This window comes from Longispora albida DSM 44784, assembly GCF_000379825.1.
Classification (GTDB): Bacteria; Actinomycetota; Actinomycetes; order Mycobacteriales; family Micromonosporaceae; genus Longispora; species Longispora albida.
In genome coordinates this window covers 213,017-238,412 of sequence record NZ_KB903838.1, presented here as the reverse complement: position 1 = coordinate 238,412, position 25,396 = coordinate 213,017, and the positions used below count along the sequence as shown (strand labels likewise).

The 25,396-nt window shown below is 68.7% G+C and carries 12 protein-coding genes; 6 read left to right on the top strand and 6 right to left on the bottom strand.

Going from position 1 to position 25,396, the window contains the following annotated elements:
* The first annotated feature begins 17 nt into the window (after positions 1-17).
* The gene (gene lanM, locus A3G1_RS0131050; RefSeq protein ID WP_018353404.1) at positions 18-2,870 is read left to right on the top strand and encodes a type 2 lanthipeptide synthetase LanM; all 2,853 of its coding nucleotides are present in this window, start codon (positions 18-20) and stop codon (positions 2,868-2,870) included.
* On the opposite strand, the gene A3G1_RS37735 is transcribed toward lanM, so the two are convergent.
* Positions 2,789-3,985, bottom strand: a complete 1,197-nt coding sequence (locus A3G1_RS37735; protein ID WP_018353403.1) for an alpha/beta fold hydrolase — start codon at positions 3,983-3,985, stop codon at positions 2,789-2,791. The genes lanM and A3G1_RS37735 overlap by 82 nt on opposite strands.
* 108 nt (positions 3,986-4,093) lie before the next feature.
* Between A3G1_RS37735 and A3G1_RS0131040 the strand changes: the two genes are divergently transcribed.
* Positions 4,094-5,884 carry a PA14 domain-containing protein gene (locus A3G1_RS0131040; RefSeq protein WP_026212694.1) on the top strand — a complete coding sequence of 597 codons (1,791 nt, stop codon included), beginning with the start codon at positions 4,094-4,096 and terminating at the stop codon, positions 5,882-5,884.
* A gap of 85 nt (positions 5,885-5,969) precedes the next feature.
* Here A3G1_RS0131040 and A3G1_RS39265 read toward each other — a convergent pair whose 3' ends face one another.
* Both A3G1_RS39265 and A3G1_RS0131030 read right to left on the bottom strand, forming a co-directional pair.
* Positions 5,970-8,075: an FG-GAP repeat domain-containing protein gene (locus A3G1_RS39265; protein ID WP_083937218.1), complete on the bottom strand. Its 2,106-nt coding sequence runs from the start codon at positions 8,073-8,075 to the stop codon at positions 5,970-5,972.
* A gap of 179 nt (positions 8,076-8,254) precedes the next feature.
* A complete protein-coding gene (locus tag A3G1_RS0131030) occupies positions 8,255-8,704 on the bottom strand; it encodes a hypothetical protein (protein WP_018353402.1) in 450 nt (149 codons plus the stop codon).
* Positions 8,705-8,807: 103 nt separating this feature from the next.
* On the opposite strand from A3G1_RS0131030, the gene A3G1_RS37720 reads away from it, so the two are divergent.
* Positions 8,808-11,924: an AfsR/SARP family transcriptional regulator gene (locus tag A3G1_RS37720; protein WP_169437633.1), complete on the top strand. Its 3,117-nt coding sequence runs from the start codon at positions 8,808-8,810 to the stop codon at positions 11,922-11,924.
* On the opposite strand, the gene A3G1_RS40000 is transcribed toward A3G1_RS37720, so the two are convergent.
* The 3 genes from A3G1_RS40000 to A3G1_RS0131010 all read right to left on the bottom strand — a co-directional run bounded on the left by A3G1_RS40000 (position 11,911) and on the right by A3G1_RS0131010 (position 17,883).
* On the bottom strand, positions 11,911-12,105 hold the full coding sequence (locus A3G1_RS40000) for a hypothetical protein (protein WP_157641525.1): 195 nt from the start codon (positions 12,103-12,105) through the stop codon (positions 11,911-11,913). The genes A3G1_RS37720 and A3G1_RS40000 overlap by 14 nt on opposite strands.
* Positions 12,106-12,130: 25 nt before the next feature.
* Positions 12,131-17,470: a LamG-like jellyroll fold domain-containing protein gene (locus A3G1_RS0131015; protein ID WP_245563634.1), complete on the bottom strand. Its 5,340-nt coding sequence runs from the start codon at positions 17,468-17,470 to the stop codon at positions 12,131-12,133.
* 116 nt (positions 17,471-17,586) lie between these two features.
* Entirely contained in the window at positions 17,587-17,883 is a 297-nt protein-coding gene (locus tag A3G1_RS0131010) for a hypothetical protein (RefSeq protein ID WP_018353399.1), read from the bottom strand.
* A gap of 647 nt (positions 17,884-18,530) precedes the next feature.
* Here A3G1_RS0131010 and A3G1_RS0131005 point away from each other — a divergent pair.
* Genes A3G1_RS0131005 through A3G1_RS41025 form a run of 3 tightly spaced genes read left to right on the top strand, consistent with a single transcriptional unit; the run spans position 18,531 to position 25,349 of the window.
* Positions 18,531-23,297, top strand: coding sequence for an RHS repeat domain-containing protein (locus A3G1_RS0131005; protein ID WP_245563633.1), 4,767 nt, complete (start codon positions 18,531-18,533; stop codon positions 23,295-23,297).
* 13 nt (positions 23,298-23,310) lie between these two features.
* Positions 23,311-25,005 carry a polymorphic toxin-type HINT domain-containing protein gene (locus A3G1_RS39995; protein ID WP_051110719.1) on the top strand — a complete coding sequence of 565 codons (1,695 nt, stop codon included), beginning with the start codon at positions 23,311-23,313 and terminating at the stop codon, positions 25,003-25,005.
* Positions 25,006-25,007: 2 nt separating this feature from the next.
* Positions 25,008-25,349, top strand: coding sequence for a hypothetical protein (locus A3G1_RS41025; protein WP_157641523.1), 342 nt, complete (start codon positions 25,008-25,010; stop codon positions 25,347-25,349).
* The last annotated feature ends 47 nt before the right edge of the window (positions 25,350-25,396 follow it).

Here is a 25,396-nt window from a genome sequence, read left to right as displayed (position 1 = left end):
GGCGGGGAGGCCCAGTCTTGAGTGAGACCCACGCGTACCAGCCCGCCGAACCCACCGGCCTGTTCACCGTGCTGCGGCCGCTGGTCGAGGAAGCCACCGCCGCGCTTGCCGGGCGGATCCGGGCGCTGGCGTCCGGCAGTGCCACCGACCCTGAGGCGCTGGCCGCGATCCTCGGCGCGACCTGGCCCCGTGCCGCCCTGGCCAGGGTGGTCCTGCGGCCGCTCGTGCTGGAGATGCACATCGCCCGGATGGAGGGCCGGCTCACGGCTGGCACCCCGGAGGGGCGTTTCCACGAGTACGGCCGGCTGCTGGCCTCCGGGCAGGCGGGGGCGGAGATCTGGGAGCGATACCCGCAGGCGGCCACCGAGTGCGGGCGTCTCCTGCGTTCCTGGGCCGTGGCCCGTGAAGAGTTCGCCACCCACCTGCTCGCAGGCCTCGGGGCGCTGGCCGGACGGCTGCCGGGTACGGATGTCACGGCCATCCGGCAGGTGCGGTTCGAACTCGGAGACCAGCACCGGGGCGGGCGCAGCGTGGGGTTCGTCGAGTTCGGCGACGGCACCCAGGTCGTCTACAAGCCACGGTCGCTGGCCGTGGACGAGAGTTTCCAGCGCCTCCTCGCCTGGGTCACAGCCAAGGGCTTCCGCCCGGGCCTGGCCACCCTGTGGGTACTGCCGCGAGATGACCATGGCTGGATGGAGTTCGCCCCGGCTGCGCCCTGCGCCAGTGAGCTGGAGCTGCGCCGTTTCTACCGCAGGCAGGGCGGCCAGCTGGCGCTGCTGCATCTGCTGCACGCCCGCGACTTCCACCGCGAGAATCTGATCGCCAGCGGCGAGCACCCGCACCTGGTGGACCTCGAAGGGCTGCTGCACGCCGAGGCCGCCGGCGCGGGTTCCGGCCCGGCAGCGCTCGCCCAGCGCCTGGTGAACTCGACGGTGCTGGCGACCGGCCTGCTGCCCCGTCCCGGCCCGGCAGGCTCGGACGTGAGCGGGATGTCCCACGGCGGGGAGCTGAGCGAGGGCGAGGTGCTGACCTGGGACGCGGTCGGCACCGACGAGATGCGGATCGTGCACCGCCGGGTCGAGATGGGCGTCAGCGACAACCTGCCGGTCACCGGCGGCGGCCGGGTCAGCGTCCGGGACCACGCCGGCGAGTTCGAGGCGGGCTTCGAGGAGATGTATCTGCTGCTCGCCACCCACCGCGCCGAGCTGGCAGGGGAACTGGAGCGGTTCTCCCCCGCCCGGGTCCGCGTGCTGTTCCGCTCGACGCAGATCTACTCCGATCTGCTCGACCAGAGCTACCATCCCGACCTGCTCCACGAGCCGCAGGCCCGCGCGGCGTACCTGAGGTCCTGTTTCAGCGGTGCGGCCAGCCCCTCGGCGGCCGAGCGGGCGGTCATCGCCAGCGAGCTGGCCCAGCTCACGGCCGGCGATGTGCCGATCTTCCACGCGCAGGCCACCGGTACCGCTGTCACGGGCGGCGACGGGGCTGTCATCCCGGGAGCGCTCGGCGACAGCGGCCTGGGGATGGTCCAGGCCCGGGCCGCGGAGCTGGACGAGGCTGGTCTCGGCCGTCAGCTGTGGACGATCCGGGCAGCCCTGTCCGTCGCCGGGCTGGATGCCAGCCGCCCGCTCTGGCCCTCCAGGGTCCGGCCCTGGCCCGCCACCTCCGTACCCGCTGGCCAGCTGGTGGAGCTCGCCGTCCGGGCCGGGGACGACCTGCTCCGGCAGGCGGTGCGGGTGCCGGGAGCGACCGGGTGGCTGGGGATGCAGTACAACGACGAGCAGTGGCGGATCGCCCCGGTCGGCAATGACCTGTACTCGGGGACGAGCGGCATCGCCCTCTTCCTCGCGTACCTGGGTGAGGTCAGCGGCGAGACCCGGTTCAGTGACGTGGCCGGGGAGCTGTTCGGCCAGCTCGCCACCGGGCTGTCCTCTTTGGAGTCCGGAGCGCCGGTCGCGGGACTGCTCGGCATGACCGGCAGCGTCGACGGCCCGCTCTACGCCCTCGCGCACTGGGCGGCGCTCCGTCAGGGGACCGGGGCGCTGGCGGCCACCTACACCGCTGTGGCCCCGCTGCTCGCGGAGGCCATCGCGTCCGACTCCGTCCTCGACCTGATCGGGGGCTCAGCCGGCACAATCCTGTCCCTGGCCGCGCTGCCACGGTCGCTGGGAGCTGGGAGCCTGATCGCCGCAGCCGCCGGCCGGCTCGCGGCTACCAGCGAGGCCGGGGCCTGGCCACTGGGCCAGTTCCAGAAGGTGGCGCTGAGCGGCATCTCCCACGGCTCGGGGGGCATGGCCCTGGCGCTCGCCCGGGCGGCGGCCCTGTCCGGGGACGCCGGGCACCGCGAGCTGTCCCTGGCGGCCATCGCCTACGAGGACAGCCTGTACGACCCGGCGCTGCCTGGCTGGTCGGACCGGCGGCCGGGAGCTGACGCCCCGGGAGCCGCCACCGCCTGGTGCCACGGCGCACCCGGCATCGGCCTGGTCCGGCACGCCCTGGGCCGGAGTGCTGACCTCAGGCTCACCCTCGACGCGGCGCTCGCGCACTACGACTCAGCCCGCTCTGCGGACAAGGTACAGCTCGGCAACCTCTCGCTGTGCCACGGCGAGCTGGGCAACCTGGAGTTCCTGACCACGGCGGCCGGGGCGCTCGGCGACGAGGCCGTCAGCCACCGGGCCGGGCTGCTGCTGCGGGCGGTGGCCGAGCTGGCCGGAGAGGAGGGCTGGCTGTGCGGGGTTCCGAACGGGCTGCCCAGCCCCGGCCTGATGACCGGGATCGCTGGCATCGGCTACGGCCTGCTGCGGCACGCCGCTCCTGAGCGGGTGCCCTCTGTCCTGGTCCTCGCTCCCCCCGCCGGCATCGTGGTCTGATGATGGGTCCGCGTAGCTGCGCACCGCCGTGATGCCGGCTGGCACCGGGCCACCGGGGCGGTGCCGGCCCCGGTGGCGAGAAGTGTGCGGCGGCTGATCATGTGGTTCCTTCCTGGACAGCGCCGAGCTGCGGCACGCCGGGGTCGGAGCCCTGGCACCAGGCGTCGCGGTCCAGGCCCCAGCCTGGCTGGAACTCGTACTCCCTGATCTGGCCGGCGGCCGGTGCCGCAGCCTGGCAATGGCGGGCGTGCGGCCGGATCGATGAGCGGATGTCCGGAGGTGTGGCGGAGCAGGGCTCCGGCCACGGCTGGCCACGTCACGCGGGGCAGGCCCTGGCCGATGCCGGGGAGGGTGAGCAGCGTTGCGTCCGGGATCTCGGCGGCCAGTACGACGCCGTTGTGGTGCGGGAAGAACGGATCCTCGTCGCCGTGGATCACGAGGGCCGACGCGGTGATCTCGCCGAGCCGCTCGCGCCATCGGGGCTGGCAGTCCATCGCGGCGAACGCGGTACCGAGGTGGCTGGCACGCTGGGCCTCGGCGGTGGGTTCCGCCCGGTCGAAGATGGCCCCGGCCGTCGCCCGTACGTCCTGTTCGTTGAAACCTTTCGATCCGGAGAGCAGTCGTGCGGAACCGGTCATGTAGCCGACCACGCTCTCCCGATGCGTCCAGTCCGGCGCTGGGCGTCCGAAGAGCTGCTCCATCACCTCCGGCGCGTGGGCCGGCAGGTCGGGATCGGCCGGGCCGGGGGCGACCGGGCGCGTGGAGACCAGAGTCAGCGATGCGACCTGGTCCGGATGGTCGAGCGCGAGTAGCTGCGCGATGAAGCCGCCGACGCCCATCCCCGCCACGTGCGTGCGCCCGAGGTTCAGCGCCGCCACGAGTTCCGACGCGTCGGTTACCAGGTCGCGCAGGTCGTAGACGGGCGCGCCCGGGTCGGTGAACGTCGACTGGCCGGTGTCGCGCAGGTCGTAGCGCACCACGTACCGGCCGGTCAGCGCCGTGCACAACCCCGACGGCCAGCTCAGCGTGGTGACGCCGATCAGCAGTATCGGCGGATCCGATGGGTTCCCGAGAGTCTCCGCGTACAACTCGATGCCGTTGACCTTGATCTGCATTCCGCGCTCCTTCCGGTTTGCCAGGACAGACCGGCGGGCGGGCGGAAACTCATCGCGCGTGCCCAGGAAGCTGGGCAATGAGTTGATCATGGTGCCTACTATCGGCGCGTGAGAGATCATCCTAAGAGGACTCTGCTGCGTCGCGGGCTTGTCGCCTCGACGCTCGCCGCCGCCGGCATCCTCGCCGCGGGACAGCCCGCCGCCGCAGCGCCGTCCGCGACCGTCACCGTCGACTTCAACCAGTCCGTGCAGGCCGTGTCCGCCGCGTCGTTCGGCGCGACCATCACGGGTTACGGCAACGGTTCCTACATCACCAACGACGCTGTCCATCGTGGACACGTGGACCGGCTCGGCGTCGGCACTGCGCGATTCGAGGTCGGCTACGCGGTGCCCGGTGACCCGGCCAGCGCCCTGCGCTGCGGTGGGAACTACTGCGAGACGAACATCCCGGCTGCCGACTGGATCGCCGCGATCCGGCAGACCGGCGCCGAACCGCTGGTCATCCTGCCGCTGGACGGCCGGCACGACGCCGGGATCGACCGTACCGACGCGGTCAACATCTACCAGCACCTAGCCGCGTCCGGCACGCCTGTCCGGCAGTTCATCATCGGCAACGAACTCAACAACGGCGGCAACCCGAAGAACATGTCCGCCGCCGCGTACAGCAGCCGGTTCAACCTGATCGCCGACGCGCTCCGTGCCGTCGACCCGGCCGTGCGGCTCGGTGGCCCCGCGACCAGCTACTACGACGCCGCGTACCTGGAAACAGTGCTCGCCGGGTCGGGCAGCAGGATGGACTTCGTCGACTTCCACAAGTACGGCCAGGGCGGCACAGTCAACCACGACGACGCGACGCTGCTCGGCGACCGGGTCCGCAGCTACGGAACGGACATCGCCTCGCTGCGCGCCCAGATCACCCGCCTCGTCCCCGGCAGGGCCCTCGGCATCGTGATCGGCGAGTACAACCTGGACTGGGACAGCGACCCGCGTAACCTGACCCCGTTCAACACGGTCTGGTCCGCCGGTGTCCTCGGCACGATCCTGCGCGGCGGGGGCACCGCGATCCAGTACGGCGACAAGAACGGTCCCCTGGGCCTGACCAGTGAGAACGACATGGCTGGGTTCACGCGCAACGCGCCGCTGCCGATCTACCACGGCATCGGGATGTTCACCGGCGAAGGGCTGTTCCGGCCGTTCGGGGCCACGATGGTGCAGGCGAGCGCCGACACCACCGACCTGCACGTCTTCGCCTCCACCGGCGCGAAGAACATCGTCCTGGTCAACACCTCGGCCGACGCGACGGCGACCACGCTGCGGCTCAACGGCCTGCTCGCCGGTACCGCGGAGATCTGGCAGGCCACCACTGGCGCGCCGCAGTCCGCCGGGTCGCTCACCGTCGCCGGCGGCACCGGGACGCTCACCCTGCCGGGCCGGTCCGTCACGACGCTGGTGCTCACCCCGGCGAACGGCCTGACCGCGACGTACGCCAACAAGGCGCAGCCCGGCGATCCCGTACCGCCGGCCACGGTGCGCCGCGTCGACCCGGCGGTCGCCTTCGACTGGGGCCGGTCGGCCCCGGCCGCCGGGATCAACGCCGACAACTTCCTCGCCACCTGGACCGGCCAGGTGCAGGCTGACACCGCAGGCACCTACACGTTCACCACCACCAGCGACGACGGCGTACGGCTGTGGATCGACGGGAAGCTGCTCGTCGACGCGTGGACCGACCACTCGAAGCGTGACGACAGCGGCCAGATCACGCTGACCGCAGGCCGGCACGACATCCGGATGGAGTACTACGAGCACGGCTACAGCGCCATCGCCCAGCTGTCCTGGGCGGGGCCGGGCATCACCCGGCAGATCATCCCGGCCACGCGCCTGTGGTCGGCAGCCGCCTAGACCGGGTCCGAGGGAATACCGGTACAGGTCTCGCCAGTGCCCGGCAGGCGCTTACCCGCCTGCCGGGCACCGGCATCAGGGCCTGTTACCAGCGACCGAGGACAAGCCGCCCTTGGACGTTGTTGAGGGTGTAGCTGCCGGAGGTGTACCAGACACTGCCGGTGTGCAACTCGTTGTCCCACCGGTAGAAGCTGAAAGTACCGTTGTCGTTCTGGTAAGCCATCACGATGTCGTCATCGCCGTCACCGTCGACATCACCGGCGGCCATCCTGTCCCCGACCTTCGACAGGTAGAACGTGCCGGAGGTATAGGTCGCCAGGCTCCCAAAAGACGAGCCGGTAGACAGCCACCGGTGGATGTACATGCTGCTGCCGTCGCCCCTGCTGTAGGCCATCGCAGGCTCGGCCCTATCGTCACCGTTGAAGTCACCGAGCACGAGGCGGCCCTGGACGTTGCTCAGCGTGTAACTGCCGGAGGTGTACCAGACGCTGCCGGTGTGCAGCTCATTGTCCCACCGGTAGAAGCTGAAAGTACCGTTGGCGTTCTGGTGAGCCATCACGATGTCATCTCGGCCGTCGCCGTTGACGTCCCCGGCGGCCATCCGGTCTCCGACCCTGGACAGGTAGAACGTGCCGGAGTTGTAGACCGCCCGGCTGCCGAACGAGGAACCCGTGGACAGCCATCGGTCGATCGACATGGTGCTGCCGTCGCCCTTCTCGTAGGCCATCGCGGGCTCGGCCTTCTTGTCACCGTTGAAGTCACCGAGGACTAGGCGGCCCTGGACGGTGCTGAGGCTGTAGCTGCCCGGGGACGTGTACCAGACCTTGCCGGTGTGCAGCTCGTTGTCCCACACGTAGAAGCTGAAAGTACCGTTGTCGTTCTGGTAAGCCATCACGGTGTCGTCATCGCCGTCACCGTCGACATCTCCGGACGCTATCCGGTTGCCGACCCTGGACAGGTAGAACGTGCCGGAGGTATAGGTCGCCAGGCCCCCGAAGGCTGAGCCGTTGGACACCCACCGGTTGATTTCCATGCTGCTGCCGTCGCCCTTGTCGAAGGCCATCGCGGGCGCGGCCTTCTTCCTGGGTACCTGTGGGGGCATCAGGTTTCCGCCGCTGTCGGACAGGTCCATGATCCACTGGGGCGCGGCGAGCACAGTGTTACCGGCTGGCGCTCGGCCGCTCCCTGAACCACTCCCGTTGGGGCACATCATGACCGCAGGGGAAGCATCACCAACCTCCCAGCTCCTGCCGGTGACGTTCCAGGAAGCGCCGAAGCTCCACGGGCCGGCGGAGAAGCCGTTGATGTCGACTTCTTCGTAGCTGTGTCCGTACACGGCGAATGCCTGCGACTCCTTGCAGTCACCGTTGACCTTGTCAAAGCGGTAGATGATGAGCCCGCCGTAGGCGCTGTAGTCCTGCAGGTAGTTGGCGGGGTCAAACCCCAGGCACCCACCACCGTTGTTCTCCAGGGCGACGGTCCTGTCCTGGAACTTGTAGGTGGCCCCGTACTCGTTCGGCACACCGGGACCCGAGCGCCCCACGCTGTTCTTCATCGCGTAAATGCCGAAGTCGTTACCATGCCGGTCGTCGTACTCGGGATTACCCCAGATCGTCGCCGACGAACTGATGAAGGTGAAGTCGCCATTGGTGACACGAATACCCAGGCCGTCGAGATCCCCGACATTGTCGGCACTGCACAGGCGCTCGGACTCCTCCCCGATGTAACCATTCGTGTGCCATGAATAGTTTGCCATCGCAACATAGTCGTTGGCTGCGGAGTCGTAGTAGAGCGAGGTGCTGTCAAACCAGACCCACGGCTGCGTGCCCGTTTCTTCATCCGGAATGGACTGCACGCCCTGGGGTGCCGCCGACGTGGACAGCGGCTGCAGGCACCAGTCCCGCTGAAGTGCCTGGTTGACGGCGTGCTGACTCGCACCGGCACGCGCCAGCTGGGCGACCTCGCGGCCGATCTGGTCACCTGCTTGCTGCTTGTCAGCGATGACATCCCTCGGGGTGCACGCTGCGGCGGCGCTCTGCGCCGGCATGCTGGGGATGATGAGCCCACCGGCGGCAACCACCAAGGCCATCAGTCTTCGAACAGTCGTACCTGTCATGGAGCTGCCTTCTAGATCGAATTCATGGCGAACTGGCCTGCCATTCCCGCCAGCCAGGACGGCAGACAATACCATCCTGAATTGCCGGCCAGGCAAGGCCAATCCGGAATTCAATAAAGGGCAAAAACGCCAAGCGCGCGGACGTCTCACCGATCAGAAAGTGCCGTGCCGAAACCGGGTTACCGAGACATGTCAGACTCCGACAGAGCTATCCGGCCGCCAGTTGCGAGGACGCCCGGCCCGGCCGCCGGGCCTCAGTAGACGATCGTGGTCGGCGAGGAGCCTTCGCGGATCTGGTACTCGTTGTAGGTCGGGGACCAGAAGTGGACCCGGCCCCAGCCGTTGTGCTGCTGCTGGATGTTCACCGGGGCGACGCTGATCGCCGAGCAGTGCCGGCTGGTCTTCGGGGGCAGCCAGGCCATCACCGAGCAGTAGGCGTAGCCACCGGCGAAGGTGCTCCACACCGTCAGGTCCCGGACGTACTGGTTGGAGGTGCCCGAGCGGTTGGTCACCCAGGCGGTGACGTCCAGGAGGTCGTTGCCGCCCTGGGCGCAGATCTTGAACTCGAGGTTCACGTTGGCGGGCATCGGCCAGTACCAGCAGTTACTCAGGGTCACAGCCTGGGCTGGCACGGCCGGGGTGAGCAGGCCGAGCGCGGTGACGGCGGTGACGGTCAGGCCGAGGATGGTGCGCTTGATATTCATGTGAACAGCTTCCTGATCCGGCTCAGAGCCAGCTCAGAGCCGGCTCTGACCGGGCTGTCAGCTCGCCGACATGGCGGCAGCAGGCACCAGCTAGCCTCGGGTGGTGGAGTTCCGGATCCTGGGCACGATCGAGGCGCGGCTGGCCGGGCGGCAGGTTGAGCTGGGAAAACGGTTCGAACGCTGCCTGCTTGGCCTGCTGCTGCTCGAGCTCGGCAATCCGATGCCAGCGGAACGGCTGATCGAGCTGCTCTGGGACGCCGGGCCGCCGGCTCAGGCCCGGAGTTCGCTGCAGGTACAGGTCTCCCGGCTGCGCCGCCGGCTGGCCGCGGCCAGGGCCGAGGAGTTCGGCTTCCGGCTGGAGACCCGGGGCCGGGCGTACGTGCTGGAGGGCGACCCGGCCCGGGTGGATGTCTTCCGGTTCCGGAGCCTGTACGAACAGGCCCTGGCCACCGCCGAGCCCGCCGCCCGTGTCCAGCTCCTCGGCGAGGCGGAGGCCCTGTGGCGCGGCCCGGTGTTCGGCGAGGACGGCCCGGGGCTGCGGGACCGGCTCGGTACCGGCCTGGAGGAGCTGTGGCTGGCAGCCACCGAGGTACGGCTCGACGCCGAGCTGGCCTGTGGCCATCACCTGACCGCGCTGACGGAACTGACCGAGCTGGCCGGGCGCTGGCCGACCCGTGAGCGCTTCGCCGAGCTGCGCGTGCTGGCGCTGTACCGGGCTGGGCGGCGCGCCGACGCTCTCGTGGCCTGCCAGCAGATCCGGGACGCGCTGCGCGAGGACCTCGGTCTGGACCTGGGGCCGGACCTGGCCCGCCTGCAGGTCCTCGTACTCCGGGACGATCCGGCACTGGAGCTGCCCGCGGCCCCGGCGCCGGCCAGCGGGCCCGGGCCGGACGCGTCCGCTGTCGTGCCCGCGCAGCTTCCGGCTGCCATCGTGGACTTCGTGGGCCGGGACTTCCAGCTGCGCAGGCTGGACTCGCTGCTGGGTACGGCCACCGCCGTGGTCATCAGCACCATTTCCGGTACCGGCGGCGTGGGCAAGACCGCGCTGGCCGTGCACTGGGCCCGCCAGGCCAAGGACCAGTTCCCGGACGGTCAGCTGCACGTCAACCTGCACGGGTACTCCTCGACCAGCCCCGTCCGGCCGATCGAGGCGCTCGGCCGGTTACTGCGGGCGCTCGGGGTGCCAGGCGAGCGGGTGCCGATCGATGTCGAGGAGGCGTCCGGGCTGTACCGGAGCCTGATGGCCGGCCGGCGGATGCTGGTCCTGCTCGACAACGCCAACCATCCGGAGCAGGTCCGGCCGCTGTTGCCGGGCAGCGAGGGCAGCCTGACGCTGATCACCAGCCGGGACCGGCTCGCCGGCCTCGCGGCCAGGGACGGCGCACGGCTGCTCAACCTCGACGTGCTCACCCTGGCGGAGTCCGTCGAGCTCCTGGCCCAGCTCATCGGGCCGGAACGGACGGCTGCCGAGCCCGAGGCCACCGCGGAACTCGCCGAGCTGTGCGGCCGGCTGCCACTCGCGTTGCGGATCGCCGGGGTGTACGCGGCCGACCGGGCACAGGGCGCCACCGGCATCGCGGACTACGTCGCCGAGGTACGGGCCAGCGACCGGCTCGGCGCACTCGAGGTCGCCGGGGACGACCAGGTGTCGGTGCGGATCGCGTTCGATCACTCGTACGCGGCGCTGCCCGGCGCTGCGGCCACGCTGTTCCGCCTGCTCAGCCTGGTACCCGGTCCCGATTTCAGCCTTCAGGCCGCCGCCGCGCTGCTCGGTGGCCAGCCGGCCGAGGCGGAGCCGGTGCTCGGGCACCTGCTCGCCGCGCATCTGGTCGAGCCGGTGGCCGATGGCCGGTACGCCATGCACGACCTGCTCCGGATCTACGCGGAGGAACGCGCACAGCCCGAGGAAACCGAGCCTGCGACCGCGCGGCTGCTGGACTGGTATCTCACGAACGCCGACGCCGCCTCGAGGTTCCTGAATCCGGTGGTCCCCAGACTTCTTTCCGGCTCGGAGTGCACGATCCCGGTCGGGTTCGGCTCCACCGCCGGCGCACTGTCCTGGCTGGACGCCGAGCGATCGAGCCTGGTCGCCGCCGTCCGCGACGCCGCGTCCCTGGGACACGGCCGGTGGGCCTGGCTGATCTGCGACCTGCTGCGCGGCTACTTCCACGCCCGCCGGAACCGCGTGGACTGGCTGGAGGTGTCGGCCGCGGCGCTGGCTGCCGCCGAAGCCGCCGGGGACGAGGCCGGCCAGGCCGTCGCCCTGCTCAACCTCGGCATGGCCCAGGCCAGCGTCAACCAGCCGGACCTGGCGATCGAACTGCTCGGCAAGGCGGTCGGCCTCGCGCGGTCCGGCTGGCCCGACGGCCTGACCACCATGCTCAACTCGCTGGGCATCGTCCACCGGAGCGCCGGCCAGCCCGTACTGGCCGCCGAGTGCTACACGGAGGCACTGGCCATCGCCCGTGCCCAGGGCAAACCCGGGCTGAACAGCCTCGCCAACCTGGCCACCATCTCGCTCGGCCTCGGCCGGCTGGAGCAGGCCAGGGAGCAGTACGTCGAGGTGATCGAGGGCTTCGCCGACCGGCCACAGGGCGCGCCGGCCCTGAACAACCTCGGCATCACGCTGCATCTGCTCGGCGAGTACGACGAATCCTTGTTCTATCTCTCGAAGGCCTTGGTCCTGTTCGGGCAGATCGGAAACCAGCACGACGAAACCGAGGCACGCGTCAACCTCGCCGCCCTGCACCGCGACGCCGGCCGGCTGGTGGAGGCGGCAGAACAGATCGGCCTGGCCCTGAAGGTCACCGAAGCGAGCGGCGACCGGATCCCGCTGGTCAACGCACTGAACGTGCTCGGCACGATCAGCCTCGCCCAGGGCAGCCCCGGCAAGGCGCAGGCCCAGCACGGGCGGGCGCTGGAACATGCCGAGGCCGCCGCGTACCCGTTCGGCGCCATGCTGGCCAGGATCGGCCTCGCCGACGCCGGAGCACCGGATGCGATCGAGCACGCCGGACGTGCCCTGGCCATCGCCCGGGACAGCAGCTACCGGCTGAACGAAGGCATGGCCCTCACGGCCCTGGCCGCCGCACAGCAACGCCAGGGCCAGGACCCGTCCGAGGCCGCCCAGCAGGCATTGGCCATCCATATGGAGACCGGCTACCAACTGTGGGCGGCCCGGACAAGGGCCATACTCTCGTCTTCTGTCAGCCGGCACTAATCGTCGGCGGGTACCTTCCGCCAGCTGCCTGGGACAGGCAGCTGGCCCGGTTCGTGGCAGGGTCGCACGGCTGCCAGGCCTCACACCGGCCGGACATGGCGAAGAGCACCTGTGTGGACAGGCTCATCGTGTTCCCATGCGGGTCCACGACGCGGCGGAAAGGAAGGCGGGTGCCCGTCATGTCGACGGGCACCCGCTCGGAGGGGCTATTCGCGGCCGGTGTTCCTGAGGTTCAGAACCGCCGTCGCGTCCAGTGCCGCGTGGTAGATCCGGACGTCGTCGATCTGGCCGGTGAACCCGGCCGTCGGGCTGCCCTGCCACTTGCCCTTGCCGATCACGATCGGCCCCTGGACCGGCCACGGCGCCGTGAACGTGTTGCTCCCGGCCAGCACGCCGTTGATGTAGAGCTTCTGCGTTCCGGTGGCCGCGTCGTACGTGCCTACCAGGTGGGTCCATGTGTTCAGCTGCGGGGCCGTTCCGGTGACGGAGTGCCAGGAGGCTGGGCTGTCCGCGTCGCTGCCGGCCCGCTCGAACTGCCAGGCGTTACAGCCCTTGCAGTAGCTCAGGTTGAAGCCCATGAGCCGGCTGCCTTCCTGGCCGGCCACGACCGCCGAGTAGCTGGTGTGGTTCAGGTACGCCCACGCGGACACCGTGAACGACTTGGTGGCGTTGACCACCGGGCCGGTTGTCGTCGCCGCGCCGCTGGCTCCGGTGAAGGTGGCCGTGCCGCCAGCCGTCGTGACGCTGCCGGTGATTTTCGCGTTCGCGCCACCGGTCGTGTCGAAGAGCGCCTCGCCGCCCTCGTCGTTCATCTGCCAGGTGGCCACCGCGTCCGAGCCCGCCGGGTACACCGTCCGGAGCAGGAACTGGGTCTCCTTCTTGCCGGAGCACGGCCACTGGGAGACGCCTGCTCCGCTGTCCGGGCTGCCACCGGCCACCGCCATGCACTTGCCGGTCGTCAGCGGCCGGATCTCGTAGACCGGCTCCGTTCCGGGGTCCGGCACCCGGACGATCGTGAACATCGTCGCCGTGCTGCCACTGCAGTGCCAGTGGCCGAAGATGGTGCCGTCGGCCGTGCCCCAGTTCTGGAGGTCGAGGCAGCCGGCGGCGTGCACACCCGAGATGCTGAACTCGGTCGCGCCGATCCTGACCAGCTTGTACTGGCCGTTCTGGAGCGCCGTCCCGCACGCCTGCTGCTGGACCTGCGGCCCGATCGGGCCGGGCGGGGTCGTGACACACAGCTCGGAGTGCTGGGCGACGAGCTGCTGCGGGAGAGCCGTGTCGAACGGCGCGCCCCACGCCTGGAGCTCGTCCCCGGTCAGCACCCGGTTGTACGCCTCGACACCGTCGATGCTGCCGGCCCAGTAGGCGCTGGCCACACCGGTCCACCTGCCCCGGCCGATCACGAGGCTGCCCCTGGGCGTCCAGGTACCGGCGAAGGGGATCTCGTTCTGGAAAACGCCGTTCACGTACAGCTTGATCTTCCCGGCTGGCGCGTCGTAGACGCCGGCCAGGTGGGTCCACGTGTTGAGCTGCGCTGGCTCCGCCGAGTACACCGTCGTCATGGCGGCGCTGTCGTTGTCGGCGGCCGACCGGCTGAACACCCACTTGCCGGTGTCCTTGTCGAACTGGAGGTTCAGGCCGGCCCGGCGGCTGCCGTCCTGGGACACGGCGACGCGCCACCAGTCCTTGTTCGTGAGCTTGACCCAGGCCCCGACGGTGAAGCTGCTGTTCAGGTCGATGACCGGGCCGGGAGCGTGTGCCGCGTCGTTGCTGCCGTCGAAGACAGCCGTGCCGTTACTCAGGGTCGTGCCGTCCGTGAGGGTCAGGTTCTCGGCCCGGCCGGAGCTGTCGGCGGCGCTGTTCATCTGCCAGCTGCCGGCCAGCCCGCCGACCGGAGCAGGGATCCGCCGGATGTCGAAGCGGGTGTCGGTCTGGCCAGCACAGGTGTACTGGATGAGCGGTGTGCCGTCCGTCTGGCCGGCCCAGCTGACCGAGATGCACTTCTTGGAGTGCATCACCTTGATCTCGACCTGCGGCTGGCTGAACCCCGCCACGTAGCCGAACGTGAAGACCTGCGGCACGTTGATCTGGGACCCGCACGGGTACTGCGAGATCTTCGCCGAGTCGGCCATCTGGCCGAACTCCTGGTCCATGCACAGCGTCCCGACAGCGTGCCCGGGCTTGATCGCGTACGTGCCGCCGCCCACCGGCAGGATCTGCACCGTGTGCTCCGGGATCGAAGCCGAGCAGGACTGCTGCGTGAACTGGGTCGCGGTGGCCGTCGTGCCGCCGCCGATACCGACACACTTCCCCGAGTGCGCGGCGACCAGCTGGTACCGCGCCGCCGGGTCGGTGAAGCTCAGCGACGGCGTGGACCGGTTACCCAGCGCACCATCCCACTTCATCGCCGGAGCGGAGAACCCGCTGCCGGTGGAGCCGAGCACCCAGAGCTGGTGGTGGTACCCGGTGGCGCTGCCGGCCACCGCGGACACGTCGACAAGCAGGCCGACGTCGGCCTTGCCGTCGCCGTCGAAGTCACCGGCCTGCGCGGTCGAAGCCCCGCACCAGTTCTGGGCCGCCGACTTCCACGGCTCCACCGGGCTGGCGAACCCGGTGCCGTCAACCTTGGCGTAGGACACCCTGAGCGCGGTCTGGCAGTTCGGGTGGTTGTACGCGACGGCGAAGTCGATCTTCTTGTCGGCGTTGAAGTCGCCGAAGGCCGCCTTGGTGTTGCCCCAGCACCAGGTTCGGGCCTGGGCGGGGATCGAGCCGCTGTGCCAGCTGATCGCCGGCGCCTGGAACGCCACGCCGGTGGAGGTCCAGACGTGCAGCGCCGAGTTGCAGTTACCGGCGTCCGACAGTCCGATCAGGTCGGCCTTGCGGTCCCCGTCCACGTCGCCAGCCCCGGTCTGGAGGCCTGCGAAGTTGAGCGTCGCGCTGGTGCCCCACAACACCGGGGCCGCGAAGTGCGGTGATCCCAGGGCTCCGTCGGCGGCGAGAACATGGATCTCCCAGTCCTGTGCCGACTTGCGCAGCAGGATGGCCAGGTCGTCACGAAGGGTGAGATCGCCGTCGAAGTTGCCCGCCACGAGCTGCACGCTGGGCAGGGTCCAGTCGGTCTTCGACCAGACCTCGATCTCGGAGGTCCCGGTGTCCGTGGACCGCAGGAGGTTCAGCGCGATGCCGGTCCCCTTGGTCACGAGCTGCGCCACGTCGGACTTGCCGTCCTGGTCGAAGTCGCCGCGCGCCATCAGCTTGCCGCCGCTGGCACCGGTGGAGTTCTCGAGGACAGCCGAGGCGACGGTCTGCCCGGCGGTACTGGAGAACTGCCAGATGGCCGACTTGCCGCCGCCGATGTCACCGATCGTGGTGAGGTCGGCGATGCCGTCGCCGGTCGCGTCGCCCCGTGTGGTCAGCCCGTTGCCAGGGTTGGCCTTGAACTTGTACACGGCCGACGAGTTGTTGCCAGCCGTGTCGTAGGTCTCCACCCGCAGGTAGTTGAACCGGCCCCCATCCGCGGAGACCGGCACGACGGGCAGCACCGCGCGCCCGTCCGGCGCCGCCGTCACCCGGTTGTCGGCGGAGGCCGGTGCCGCCCCGGCTGCCACGGAGTACTTGTAGTAGGCGATGTCGGTGTCACCGTTCGGCGCGACGTGCACGGCGGCCGGGGCGCCGACCTTGGCCGTCACCGTCCCCATAGGAATGTCCGTCGTGAGCTTCAGCTCGGTGGAGGTCACGTTCGGGGGCTTGGGGGCCGACGTGTTGACCGTGAACTCGCACCACTGCGTGTAGCCGCCGGCGGTCGTGCCGTCGTGGCCCTGGACCCGCCAGGAGTAGGTCTTGCCGTCCTGCAGGACACCGGAAGGGATCGTCCACTGGTGCTCGGAGCCCGCCGCCAGGTACCTGCCGTCGTTCACGGACTGGATCAGGTTGCCGTTCGTGTAGTACAGCTCGAACGTCGCCGAGGAGTTGTCGGCGTTGTCCCGGACCCGGGCCTTGAGCCGGACCTCCGGGATCGGGCTGGACGAGCTGCCGCCGAGCATGGGCCGGCCGCTGCCGGTCAGGCAGGGCGTCTCGGGCACGCTGCTCGGCTCGTAGGCGACCGGAGCGCGGTTGAAGTTCACCGACAGGACCGGGTTGGCGTGGAACTTCTTCCACCGGTCGGTGGCCCACTCGTTGGCCCCGCTGGCGTCGGCCGCGCTGAGCGCGAGCGTGTAGGACGACCAGTTCTCGTTGGCCACAGCCTGCATGTCGCCGCGCACGTCGAAGGCCATCGGCATGTCCGGCTGCGGGCACGCGTCCTTGTTCGCGTTGCCCGACTTGGCCTGCAGGAACACGTCGAGCGGAATGCCCCAGTTGCTGCGCGGCGTGCTCGTGATGCCCCGCGCCCGCCAGAGGCTGACCGGGGTCGCGGTGCAGGAGGCCGAATGGGACAGGCTCGCGTTGAACGTGGCCGACAGGATGTTGCTGCCAGCGACCGCGCCGATCGGGAACTCGAAGTAGGACCGCAGCAGGTTCCCGTGGGTGTAGTCCCGGCCGACCCAGGCCCGGCCATCGCTGTTGTCCCAGTTGTTGTGGTTGGCGTATGCCCAGCGGGACGGCCCGGTGCTGTGCCACTCCGGGTCGAGGTAGATCGGGAAGGCCCGCTTGCCGTCCTTCAGCCAGTTCGCGTCCGGGGCGAGGACGAGCTGTCCCTGCTCCATCCGCATGGCCACGCCGCTGCGCGCAGAGCGCTCGCCCGGCGCGGCGGCGCTGGCTGGCTCGGCGTGCGCGGCAGCAGCCGGCCTGCGCTTCCCCGGCTCGGCTTCGCCAGCGGAGTCCCACATCGATGCCGTACCCGACGTGGCGAGCACCTTGCCGTCCGCGCCCGTCGCCGACAGCCTGCCCTCGGAGCCCTGCTGGATGGTGACGCCCGGCCCGCCCATGAGCCCGAACCTCAGCCCGGCCAGCTTCGGGCTGGCGGCGGCCTGGACGTTCTTCACCACGAGGACGTGGCTGAACCCGGTCAGGGTGGCACGCAGCGCGAGGTCCACGCCCGGCATGACCTCGGGGTACGTGGCGGTGTCACCGGACAGTGAAGGTACCGGCAGCGCTTCCGGCCAGGTCAGCTCGACGCGCTTGCCCTGCGTGGTCAGCACGACAGCCGGCCCGGTACCCCCGGCGGAGAACACGACACCGGCGGGGCTGACAGCCGGGGCGATCCGGCCGCCAGTGGCCTGGAGCTTGGTGTCCACCGCCGCCCAGCGCCCGTCCGGCAGCTTGGCCCGGACCGGGCGGGCGTGCATGGAGGCTGTGAAGGTGCCGTTGGGCAGCGCGAAGACCTGGCTGGTCTCCGAACGCTGGTCCAGCACCTCTACCTGGCCGCCACACGCCCTGGCCAGGCTCGCAGCCGCGGCCGGAGTGCTGACGCCGTCCCCGCACGGCGGCTTGTCCTGAGCTGACGCGGGGAGTGCCATCGCCGGAAGGGAGACCACCCCCAGCGCGACAGCGAGTATGCGCGGTAACAGCGCACCACGGCGGGGTGCGTGCACAGCAGAAGACATCGGTCGCCTCTCCATCGAGCCCGCTGGCGGCCGGATCGGCCGCAGCGCCGAGGCATCGTCAGGCAGGCCGCTTGCCCATTTCTTGCCCTCCTTTCCCTCGCTGGAGTAAGGCCGTCTCAAGCGCCGCCACGGTGGCTGTGCCCTGGTCTCGCGCGCGGTGGCGTGACGTCGCCGGGTTCGCCTGGCAGGTTGAGCGGCCCGGTGGGGAACTTGCCCGCGACCGTGCCGGGAACCCAGCCGGGTGGCAGGCCGAAGGAGCTGCTGTCGACCGGCTGCCGGAGCAGGGCCGGGGTGACCGGCACGAGCTTCGGTACCGGTTCGCCGAGGACGCGGATCGCCTCGTCGAGCCGGCCCTTCACCCGGCCGAGCTGCTCGTCGAGCGCGGACCTCAGCTTCCCGATCGCGGTGATCACCCGACACGGCTCACTGCCGGCATCAGCAACGACCACAATGGACTGAGGAGTCGTGGTCGAGCCGGCCGCGCGGGTGTGGCATGGTGGGCAGTCACTGTGGCGACGGGGGTGAGCATGATCCGGGAGACGCGTGGCCTGGTCGCGGTGTCGTGCTGACCCTCGCGTTCAGCGTGGCGCTGCTCAATTATGGGACCGCCCGCGCGATCGGCTGGATTCCGTAGGCCGGGGCACCTTCGCCCGCTGCGGGCGTCGCGCAGCGTGACCTCCAGCGTGGCCACACGCGCGAAGATTGATAACGGAAAGTATTGATTGCGGCGGCTGTGAGCGGACCGTAAAGTTCCCCGCTGCTACACACTCCATTGAGGATCCGGGGAGGGATCTTGGTGCTGACGCGCCGTGGCTTTGCCGTGCCCATTTTCGGGGCGGCTGTCTTTCTATCACTGTTACCGGGCGTACCCGTCCTGGCCGCGCCAGGGCCTGACGCGCCGTCACTCAGCGAGGCGATCGCACCGGTAACGCCGGTGGCCCCGAAGACGCTTCCGGCTGCCCCGATGCCCGCATGGCAGGCCCCAGCCGAGACTTGGCCAATCCCGGGCGGGTATGAGGCTGACGTTCCCGATGCCACCCAGACCACAGGGGCGGGCCTGATGGCCGCGCCTTCCGATGCGGGCGGCTGGTCGCGGGCTGGTACGTCGCCGTTCGCGGTCCGGGCGAAGAAAACATCCTCCACTCTGCCGGCAGCCGACCCCCGCTCCGCGAAGGAGGCTGCGGCGGCTGGACCCTCGAGGGTGAAGATCGTCGTCGCGGACCGGGCCGTGGCGAAGAAGGCCGGCATTCCGGGTGTGCTGTTCACAGTCAAGCGTGCCGACGGGATCGCCAAGCCGGGCTCGGTGGGCGTGGGCCTGGACTACGCGGGTTTCGCACAGGCTCTGGGCTCAGACTATGCGTCGCGGCTGCGGATCGTTGCCTTGCCGGGGTGTGCTCTCACGACGCCTGAGCGGCCGGAGTGCCAGACGCAGACCCCGCTGCCCGACTCGGCCAACACATGGGCCAGCAAGCGTGTTTCCAGCACACTGACCGCCTACGCAGACCAGAGTTTCTTGTCGTTCGCCGGCGCGCCGTCGGGTGCGTACGCGGCGACGACCGGGCCGGGTTCGTTCACAGCCACGCCGCTGACGATGGCTGGTGAGTGGGCTGCGGGCAGCCAGTCCGGAGACTTCTCCTACTCGGTCCCGATGGGCGTCCCGAAGTCGGCAGGCGGCCTCGATCCGAAGGTCGCCCTGTCGTACTCGGCCCAGTCCACAGACTCACGCACCCTCGCCACCTCCGGCCAGACAAGCTGGGCCGGCGAAGGGTGGGACCTCACAATGGGGTTCGTCGAGCGGCAGTTCACCTCATGCACCGGCATGCCGAACCCAGGTGACCTGTGCTATGCCTCCGACCACGTCACCATGAACCTCGGCGGCAAGTCCACGCAGCTCATCATCGATCAGAGCACCGGCCAGTTCAAGCCGGTCAACGACGATGGCTCGAAGGTCGAGCGCCTCAACGGTGCCGCCAACGGCGAAGGCGGCAACGGCGAGCACTGGAAGATCACCACGGTCGACGGCACGCAGTACTGGTTCGGGCTTGGTGGCCGTTGGGGTGTCGATACGGGGGATGTCACCAAGTCCGCGTGGATGACGCCGGTGTGGGCCACTGATCCGTCGCATCGCTGCTACAGCGCCACCTACGCCAATTCCCACTGCCGCCGCGCCTGGCGGTGGAACCTCGACTACGTCCTCGACGCACGCGGCAACTCGATGACGATGTTCTACGAGCGCGAGCAGAACTGGTACGGCGCCTACAACAACACCATCCCGTACCTGGTCGACCGCGACGGCTACCTGTCGCGGATCGAGTACGGCACCCGGCAGGGCACCGAGGGTGGTGGTGCTCCGTACCGGGTGCTGTTCGCCCCGGCCGAGCGGTGCTTCGAGACATCGTGTTCCGGGAACAGCGCGGGATGGCCCGACACCCCGTGGGACCTGTTCTGCTACTCCACGGGCTGCCCGAACACCCAGTCACCCACGTTCTGGACGTCGGTCCGGCTGGCATCGGTGACCTCCCAGTACTGGGACGTCGCCTCGGCCTCCTACCGGCAGGCCGATCAGTGGCGGCTCAAGCACTGGTTCCCCGACCCCGGCGACGGCACGGCACCGTCCCTGTGGCTCGGCTCGGTCGAGCACACCGGCGGCTACTCCGGCAACAGCCTCGACTCACCGGTCCTGTATTTCGACGGGCAGGCCAAGCCGAACCGGGTGGACTACAACACCTCAGCGGCTGTGCCGCCGATGAACAAGTACCGGCTGTTCCGCATCACCCCGTCCACCGGCTCGCAGACCATCGTCACCTACGACGCCAACGACACCTCTGGCGTCGGCTGCTCGGCGACGGTGCTGCCGACGTCGGCGGATCAGAATGACCGGCGGTGTTTCCCGCAGTACTTCACGCTTGATCCGAAGAACACCACGAATGGCACCGGCTGGGGCTGGTTCCACAAGTACGTCGTCGCCTCCGTCAAGGAAGTCGACCTGACAGGTGGTGGTCCCGACGAGTGGTGGACCTACAACTACAGCAACGCAGGATCCAGCTCCACCGCGTTGTGGCGGCACGATGAGAACCACACCCAGTTCGACTACAACAAGCGGTCGTGGAGCCGGTGGCAGGGCTACACCACCGTCCACACCTGGCACGGCTCGGCCAGCTCGGTCGAGTACTCCACGAAGCGGTACTTCCGCGGCATGCACGCAGACCGTCTCGGCAGCACCGATGGCGCGCGCAGTGTCAGCCTCACCGACTCGTGGGGCAACGTGCTCACGGACTCCGAGTGGCTCGCCGGTGTGGTCCGCGAGGAGTACGCCTACGACAACTCGGGTGCGACTCCGCAGGCGCGGACGCATGCGGTGTATGACACGACGGGGGTGAACACGTCGTGGCAGCCGTACTGGGGCGGGTACTCGGGTTATCAGGTACGCACCAGCGCCACCTATGCCGACACGTACATCGCCGCCACCGGCGGATGGCGTAAGACGATCACCCGTAACACGTATGACTCCTACAACCTGCTCACGAAGGTCGAGGACCTCGGCGACGACAACACCAGCACTGATGACACATGCACGACGACCAGCTATGCCCGTGACACTGCCCGGCATCTGATCAGCTACGTGTCGCAGGAGCTCACTACCACCTGCGCTGCCAGCCTGGCTGATGCTGATTACCTCAGTGGCACGCAGTTGCTCTACGACCATGCCACGAGCGTCGGCGCGGCACCGGTGAAGGGGCTGGTCACGCAGACCAACGCGCTGCACCGCCCAGCCGCCACGGTCGAGTGGTGGAAGATGGCGTCGACCACATACGACGCGTATGGCCGTGTGCTGACGGCTGCTGATGCACTGAACCGGACGTCCACCACCACCTACGGCCCGCAGGACGGGGTCCCGACGACCAGTGTCAAGGTGAGAAACCCCGCAGGTCACGAGACCACAACCACGGTCGACGCTCGGGCCGGTCTGCCGCAGGCCATCATCGATGCCAACGGCAAGAAGATCACGGTCCGCTATGACCCGCTGGGCCGGCTTACCCATGTGTGGACGGCCAGCCGCAACCCTGATGCCCAGCCCGCTAACACTTCCTACAGCTACAACATGCCTTCCTGCACCATCAGCGGCGGTACGTACAGCTGCAGCTCGGCGCCGTCGGTGACGACGACGAAGCTCGGCCCTAACGGCTTCATCCAGTCCTATGCCATCTACGACGGGCGGCTGCGGGCACGGCAGACGCAGACCGTCACCCAGGACGGCAAGACATCCATCACCGACCAGGCCTACGACGCGGCCGGGCGGGTGTGGCTGACCAACGCGTACAAGGCCGACATCACCCCTTCAGGCACCCTGTACGGCACCCCGGACGTCAATGTCCCGGTACAGCATGTGATCGCGTTCGACTCTCTCAGCCGGCCAGTCTCAGACACCCTGCGCAGCAGGGGCATCCAGATCGCGCAGACGCTGACCGCCCATGATGGTGACCGCATCACGATCACCCCTCCGGCTGGCGGTACCGCCACAACGACCATCACCGACGCCCGGGGCAGGACCACGACCCAGCGCCAGTACCTGGGTTCCCAGCCTTCCGGCGCGTTCCAGGACTCCACCTACGGGTATGACCGCCTTGGCCGGCAGACGTCGGTCAAGGACGCGGACGGCAATACCTGGACCAGCACGTACGACATGCTCGGCCGGGTCACGGCCAAGTCCGACCCCGACGCGGGCAGTTCCGCCACTGCCTACGACGCGGCCGGGCAGGTCCTCACCACGACGGACGCGCGGGGCGTGAAGGTCGCCTACGCCTATGACGTGCTGGGCCGCCGGACCGCGATGCACAAGGGCAGCCTCACCGGAACCAAACTCGCTTCCTGGACCTACGACACCCTCGCCAAGGGACAGCTCACGTCCTCGACCCGCTACGAGGGCACGGACGCCTGGACCGTGGCGGCCATCGGATTCGACAACGCCTACCGGCCACAAGGAACGTCCGTCACGGTGCCCGCATCCCAGGGAACACTCGCCGGTACCTACACCACCAGCGCCACCTACAACGTCGACGGCTCGCTGGCGGCACTCGCCCTGCCCGCTGCCGGTGGCCTCGCGGCAGAAACCATCACCCATGGCTACGACACCGCCGGGAACGCTGTCACGATGACGGGCCTGGACACCTACGTCTCGGCCACCGCCTACTACCACGACGGCGGTATCTACCAGCGCACCCTCGGAACGGGCACCAAACGCGTCAAGCTCACCACCGCCCGCGCCGAGTCCATCCAGCGGCTTGACCGGTCCATCCTGTCGGTCGAGCAGCCGGGCGGCGGGTTCAGCGAGGAGTACAACGAGAAATACTTCTACGACCCCGGAGGCAACGTCACAGGGATCGGCGAAACCCGCAACGCCAGCATCGTGGGCACGCAGTGCTTCGCCTACGACGGCCTGCGCCGCATGACCGAAGCGTGGACTACCGGCGCGGCCTTCTGCCAGGCAGTGCCGTCCCAGGGCATCATCGGCGGCACTGAGCCGTACTGGACGTCCTACACCTTCGACAAGGCCGGAAGCCGCAAAACCGAGACGAAACACAACTCCAGCGGTGACACCGTCCGCACTTACACCACCCCAGCCGCACTCGCCGCGAAACCTCACACCCTGACAAAGATCGACACCAAGACCGGGGCGGGTGCGGCGGCCACGACCGACCAGTTCACCTACGACGCAGCCGGCAACACCCTCACCCACAACGCCAAGACGTTCACCTGGAACGAATCCGGCAAGATCACCTCCATCAGCGATGGCAGGCTCATCATCGGCCTATGTCTACGACGCTGACGGCAACCGGATCATGCGCGCCGACTCCACCGGCCGCACGCTCTACCTCGGCAACACCGAACTGCACGCCGCCACCCTCACTTCCAGTGCCACCGCGACCCGCTACTACAGCGCCGGGGGAACCATCGCGGTCCGCACCACCACCGGCGGCCTGACCTGGATGGCATCCGACCACCACGGAACCGGGCAGGCAGCTATCGACGCCGCGACCCTCGCGGTCACCCGCAAGCGCACCGATCCCTACGGCAGCGTGCGCGGCACCATCCCGAACTGGCCTTCCCAGCGCGGATTCGTCGACGGCGTCAACGACCCCGACACTGGATATGTCCACATCGGAGCACGACAGTACAACCCGGCCACTGGGCGCTTCCTCTCACCAGACCCGGTGTTCGACGTCCGGGACCCCCAGTCCTGGCACGGCTATGCCTACGGCGGCAACGCCCCGGTCACCAGCTCCGACCCCTCCGGCCTCGTCCGCAACCCCGAAGGCGGCGGCTCCGGTGGTGGCTGGACACCCCCATACATGCCACCGGCCCCCACACCACCCGCGCCCCTGCCCATCTTCTACGGCGGCGGCACCGAGCTGACATTCGACCCGCCCACACCCGAAGAACCCGACACCACCTTCTACATCAACGGCGTCGGATTCGCCTTCGGCAAAACCCGCGTCTACCAGCTCGCCCGCCAGTTCGACGAGCACATCCAAGCCAACGGCCTCAACCTGGCCGAAATGGACCCGCTGCACATCCTGACCATCCTCTACCAGGTATGCATCACCGGCGACACAGGCTGCTCCCAGGAACTCGGCGCCAGCATGCGAGACGCACACGACGAACTCCGCAAACAGAAGACCGAAGGCAGCGGAAGCTGGTGGGACGTCGCCGCAGCCGCACTCGCCGGCGGCATCACCCCCTGCACCGGCACCAGCACCCGGTTCTGCGGAGCGAAACCCAAATCCGTGAAAACCATGAAACTCAAGAGCGGGCCATGCAGCCAGTCATGCGGCTGCCGTGACAGCTTCGCCCCCGACACGCTGATCCTCATGGCCGACGGCAGCGTCAAACCAATCGCCGCCATCGCTGTCGGCGACAAGGTCCTGGCCACCGACCCCGAAACCGGTGAGACCGCAGCCCGCGAAGTCACCCAGCTCCACCTCAACCTCGACAGCGACCTCACCGACCTCACCATCCACGGTGAGCACGGCAGCGAACCGCTCATCGCCACCACCCAGGAACACCCGTTCTGGAACGCGACCACCGGATCATGGACCGGCGCGGGAAGCCTCAAACCCGGAGACCGCCTGCTCACAGCCGGAAACGGTGAGGTCACGGTGACCCAGACCGCGAACTTCACCGGCGGGCGATGGATGCACAACCTCACAGTCAGCGAACTCCACACCTACTATGTGCTGGCAGGCAGTACGCCCGTCCTGGTACACAATGCCGGATGCGACGAGTGGGCCGCTAAGTTCGCCAGCAAGAATGGTGGCGAAATCCAGACTTTCCACGGCCCTGGTGGCCAGAACCTGCCCATGGGCCCCTATAGGCCCAAGGGGCCGGGGACGCCAGTACTTGACGAGCCGTGGTTTCATCACACTGTCGTAGTCAGAGGCGGGAAGGTCTATGATCAGTGGCATACTGAGGGGATCAAGATCAGCGACTACAAGAAACGTTTTGATTACTGGGAAGACATGGAGTTTGGATTCTGAACATGAGCGTGCCGCTTCGAGAATTCATACCCAAGCTCAAACGGCATCATGGGATATACGTTCCAACTAGGACCTACGATGGAACCTGTTCATTCCTCGTAGGGTACGACCTGGCTTCAGGGAAGCCCGTTTTAAAAGAGTTCCACACCTGGCTGCTGCTGAGGGGAAAGGGGCGGCCGGAACTTTACTGGCCATGGCTCGTCTTATGCGAGATTCATGACGACGGCGCACTGCCGAACGTCAAGCACATGACCGCCGAGCAAGACGAAGAGGCGGTAAGCCTGCTATTCCTCCTGATTGAGGAATTCTTCGAGTCCCGGGATAGCAGTAAGACCGATAAATAAATAGGCCTTCGGCCTTGGCGGATCAGCACGGTTCGCCAAGGGCGGAA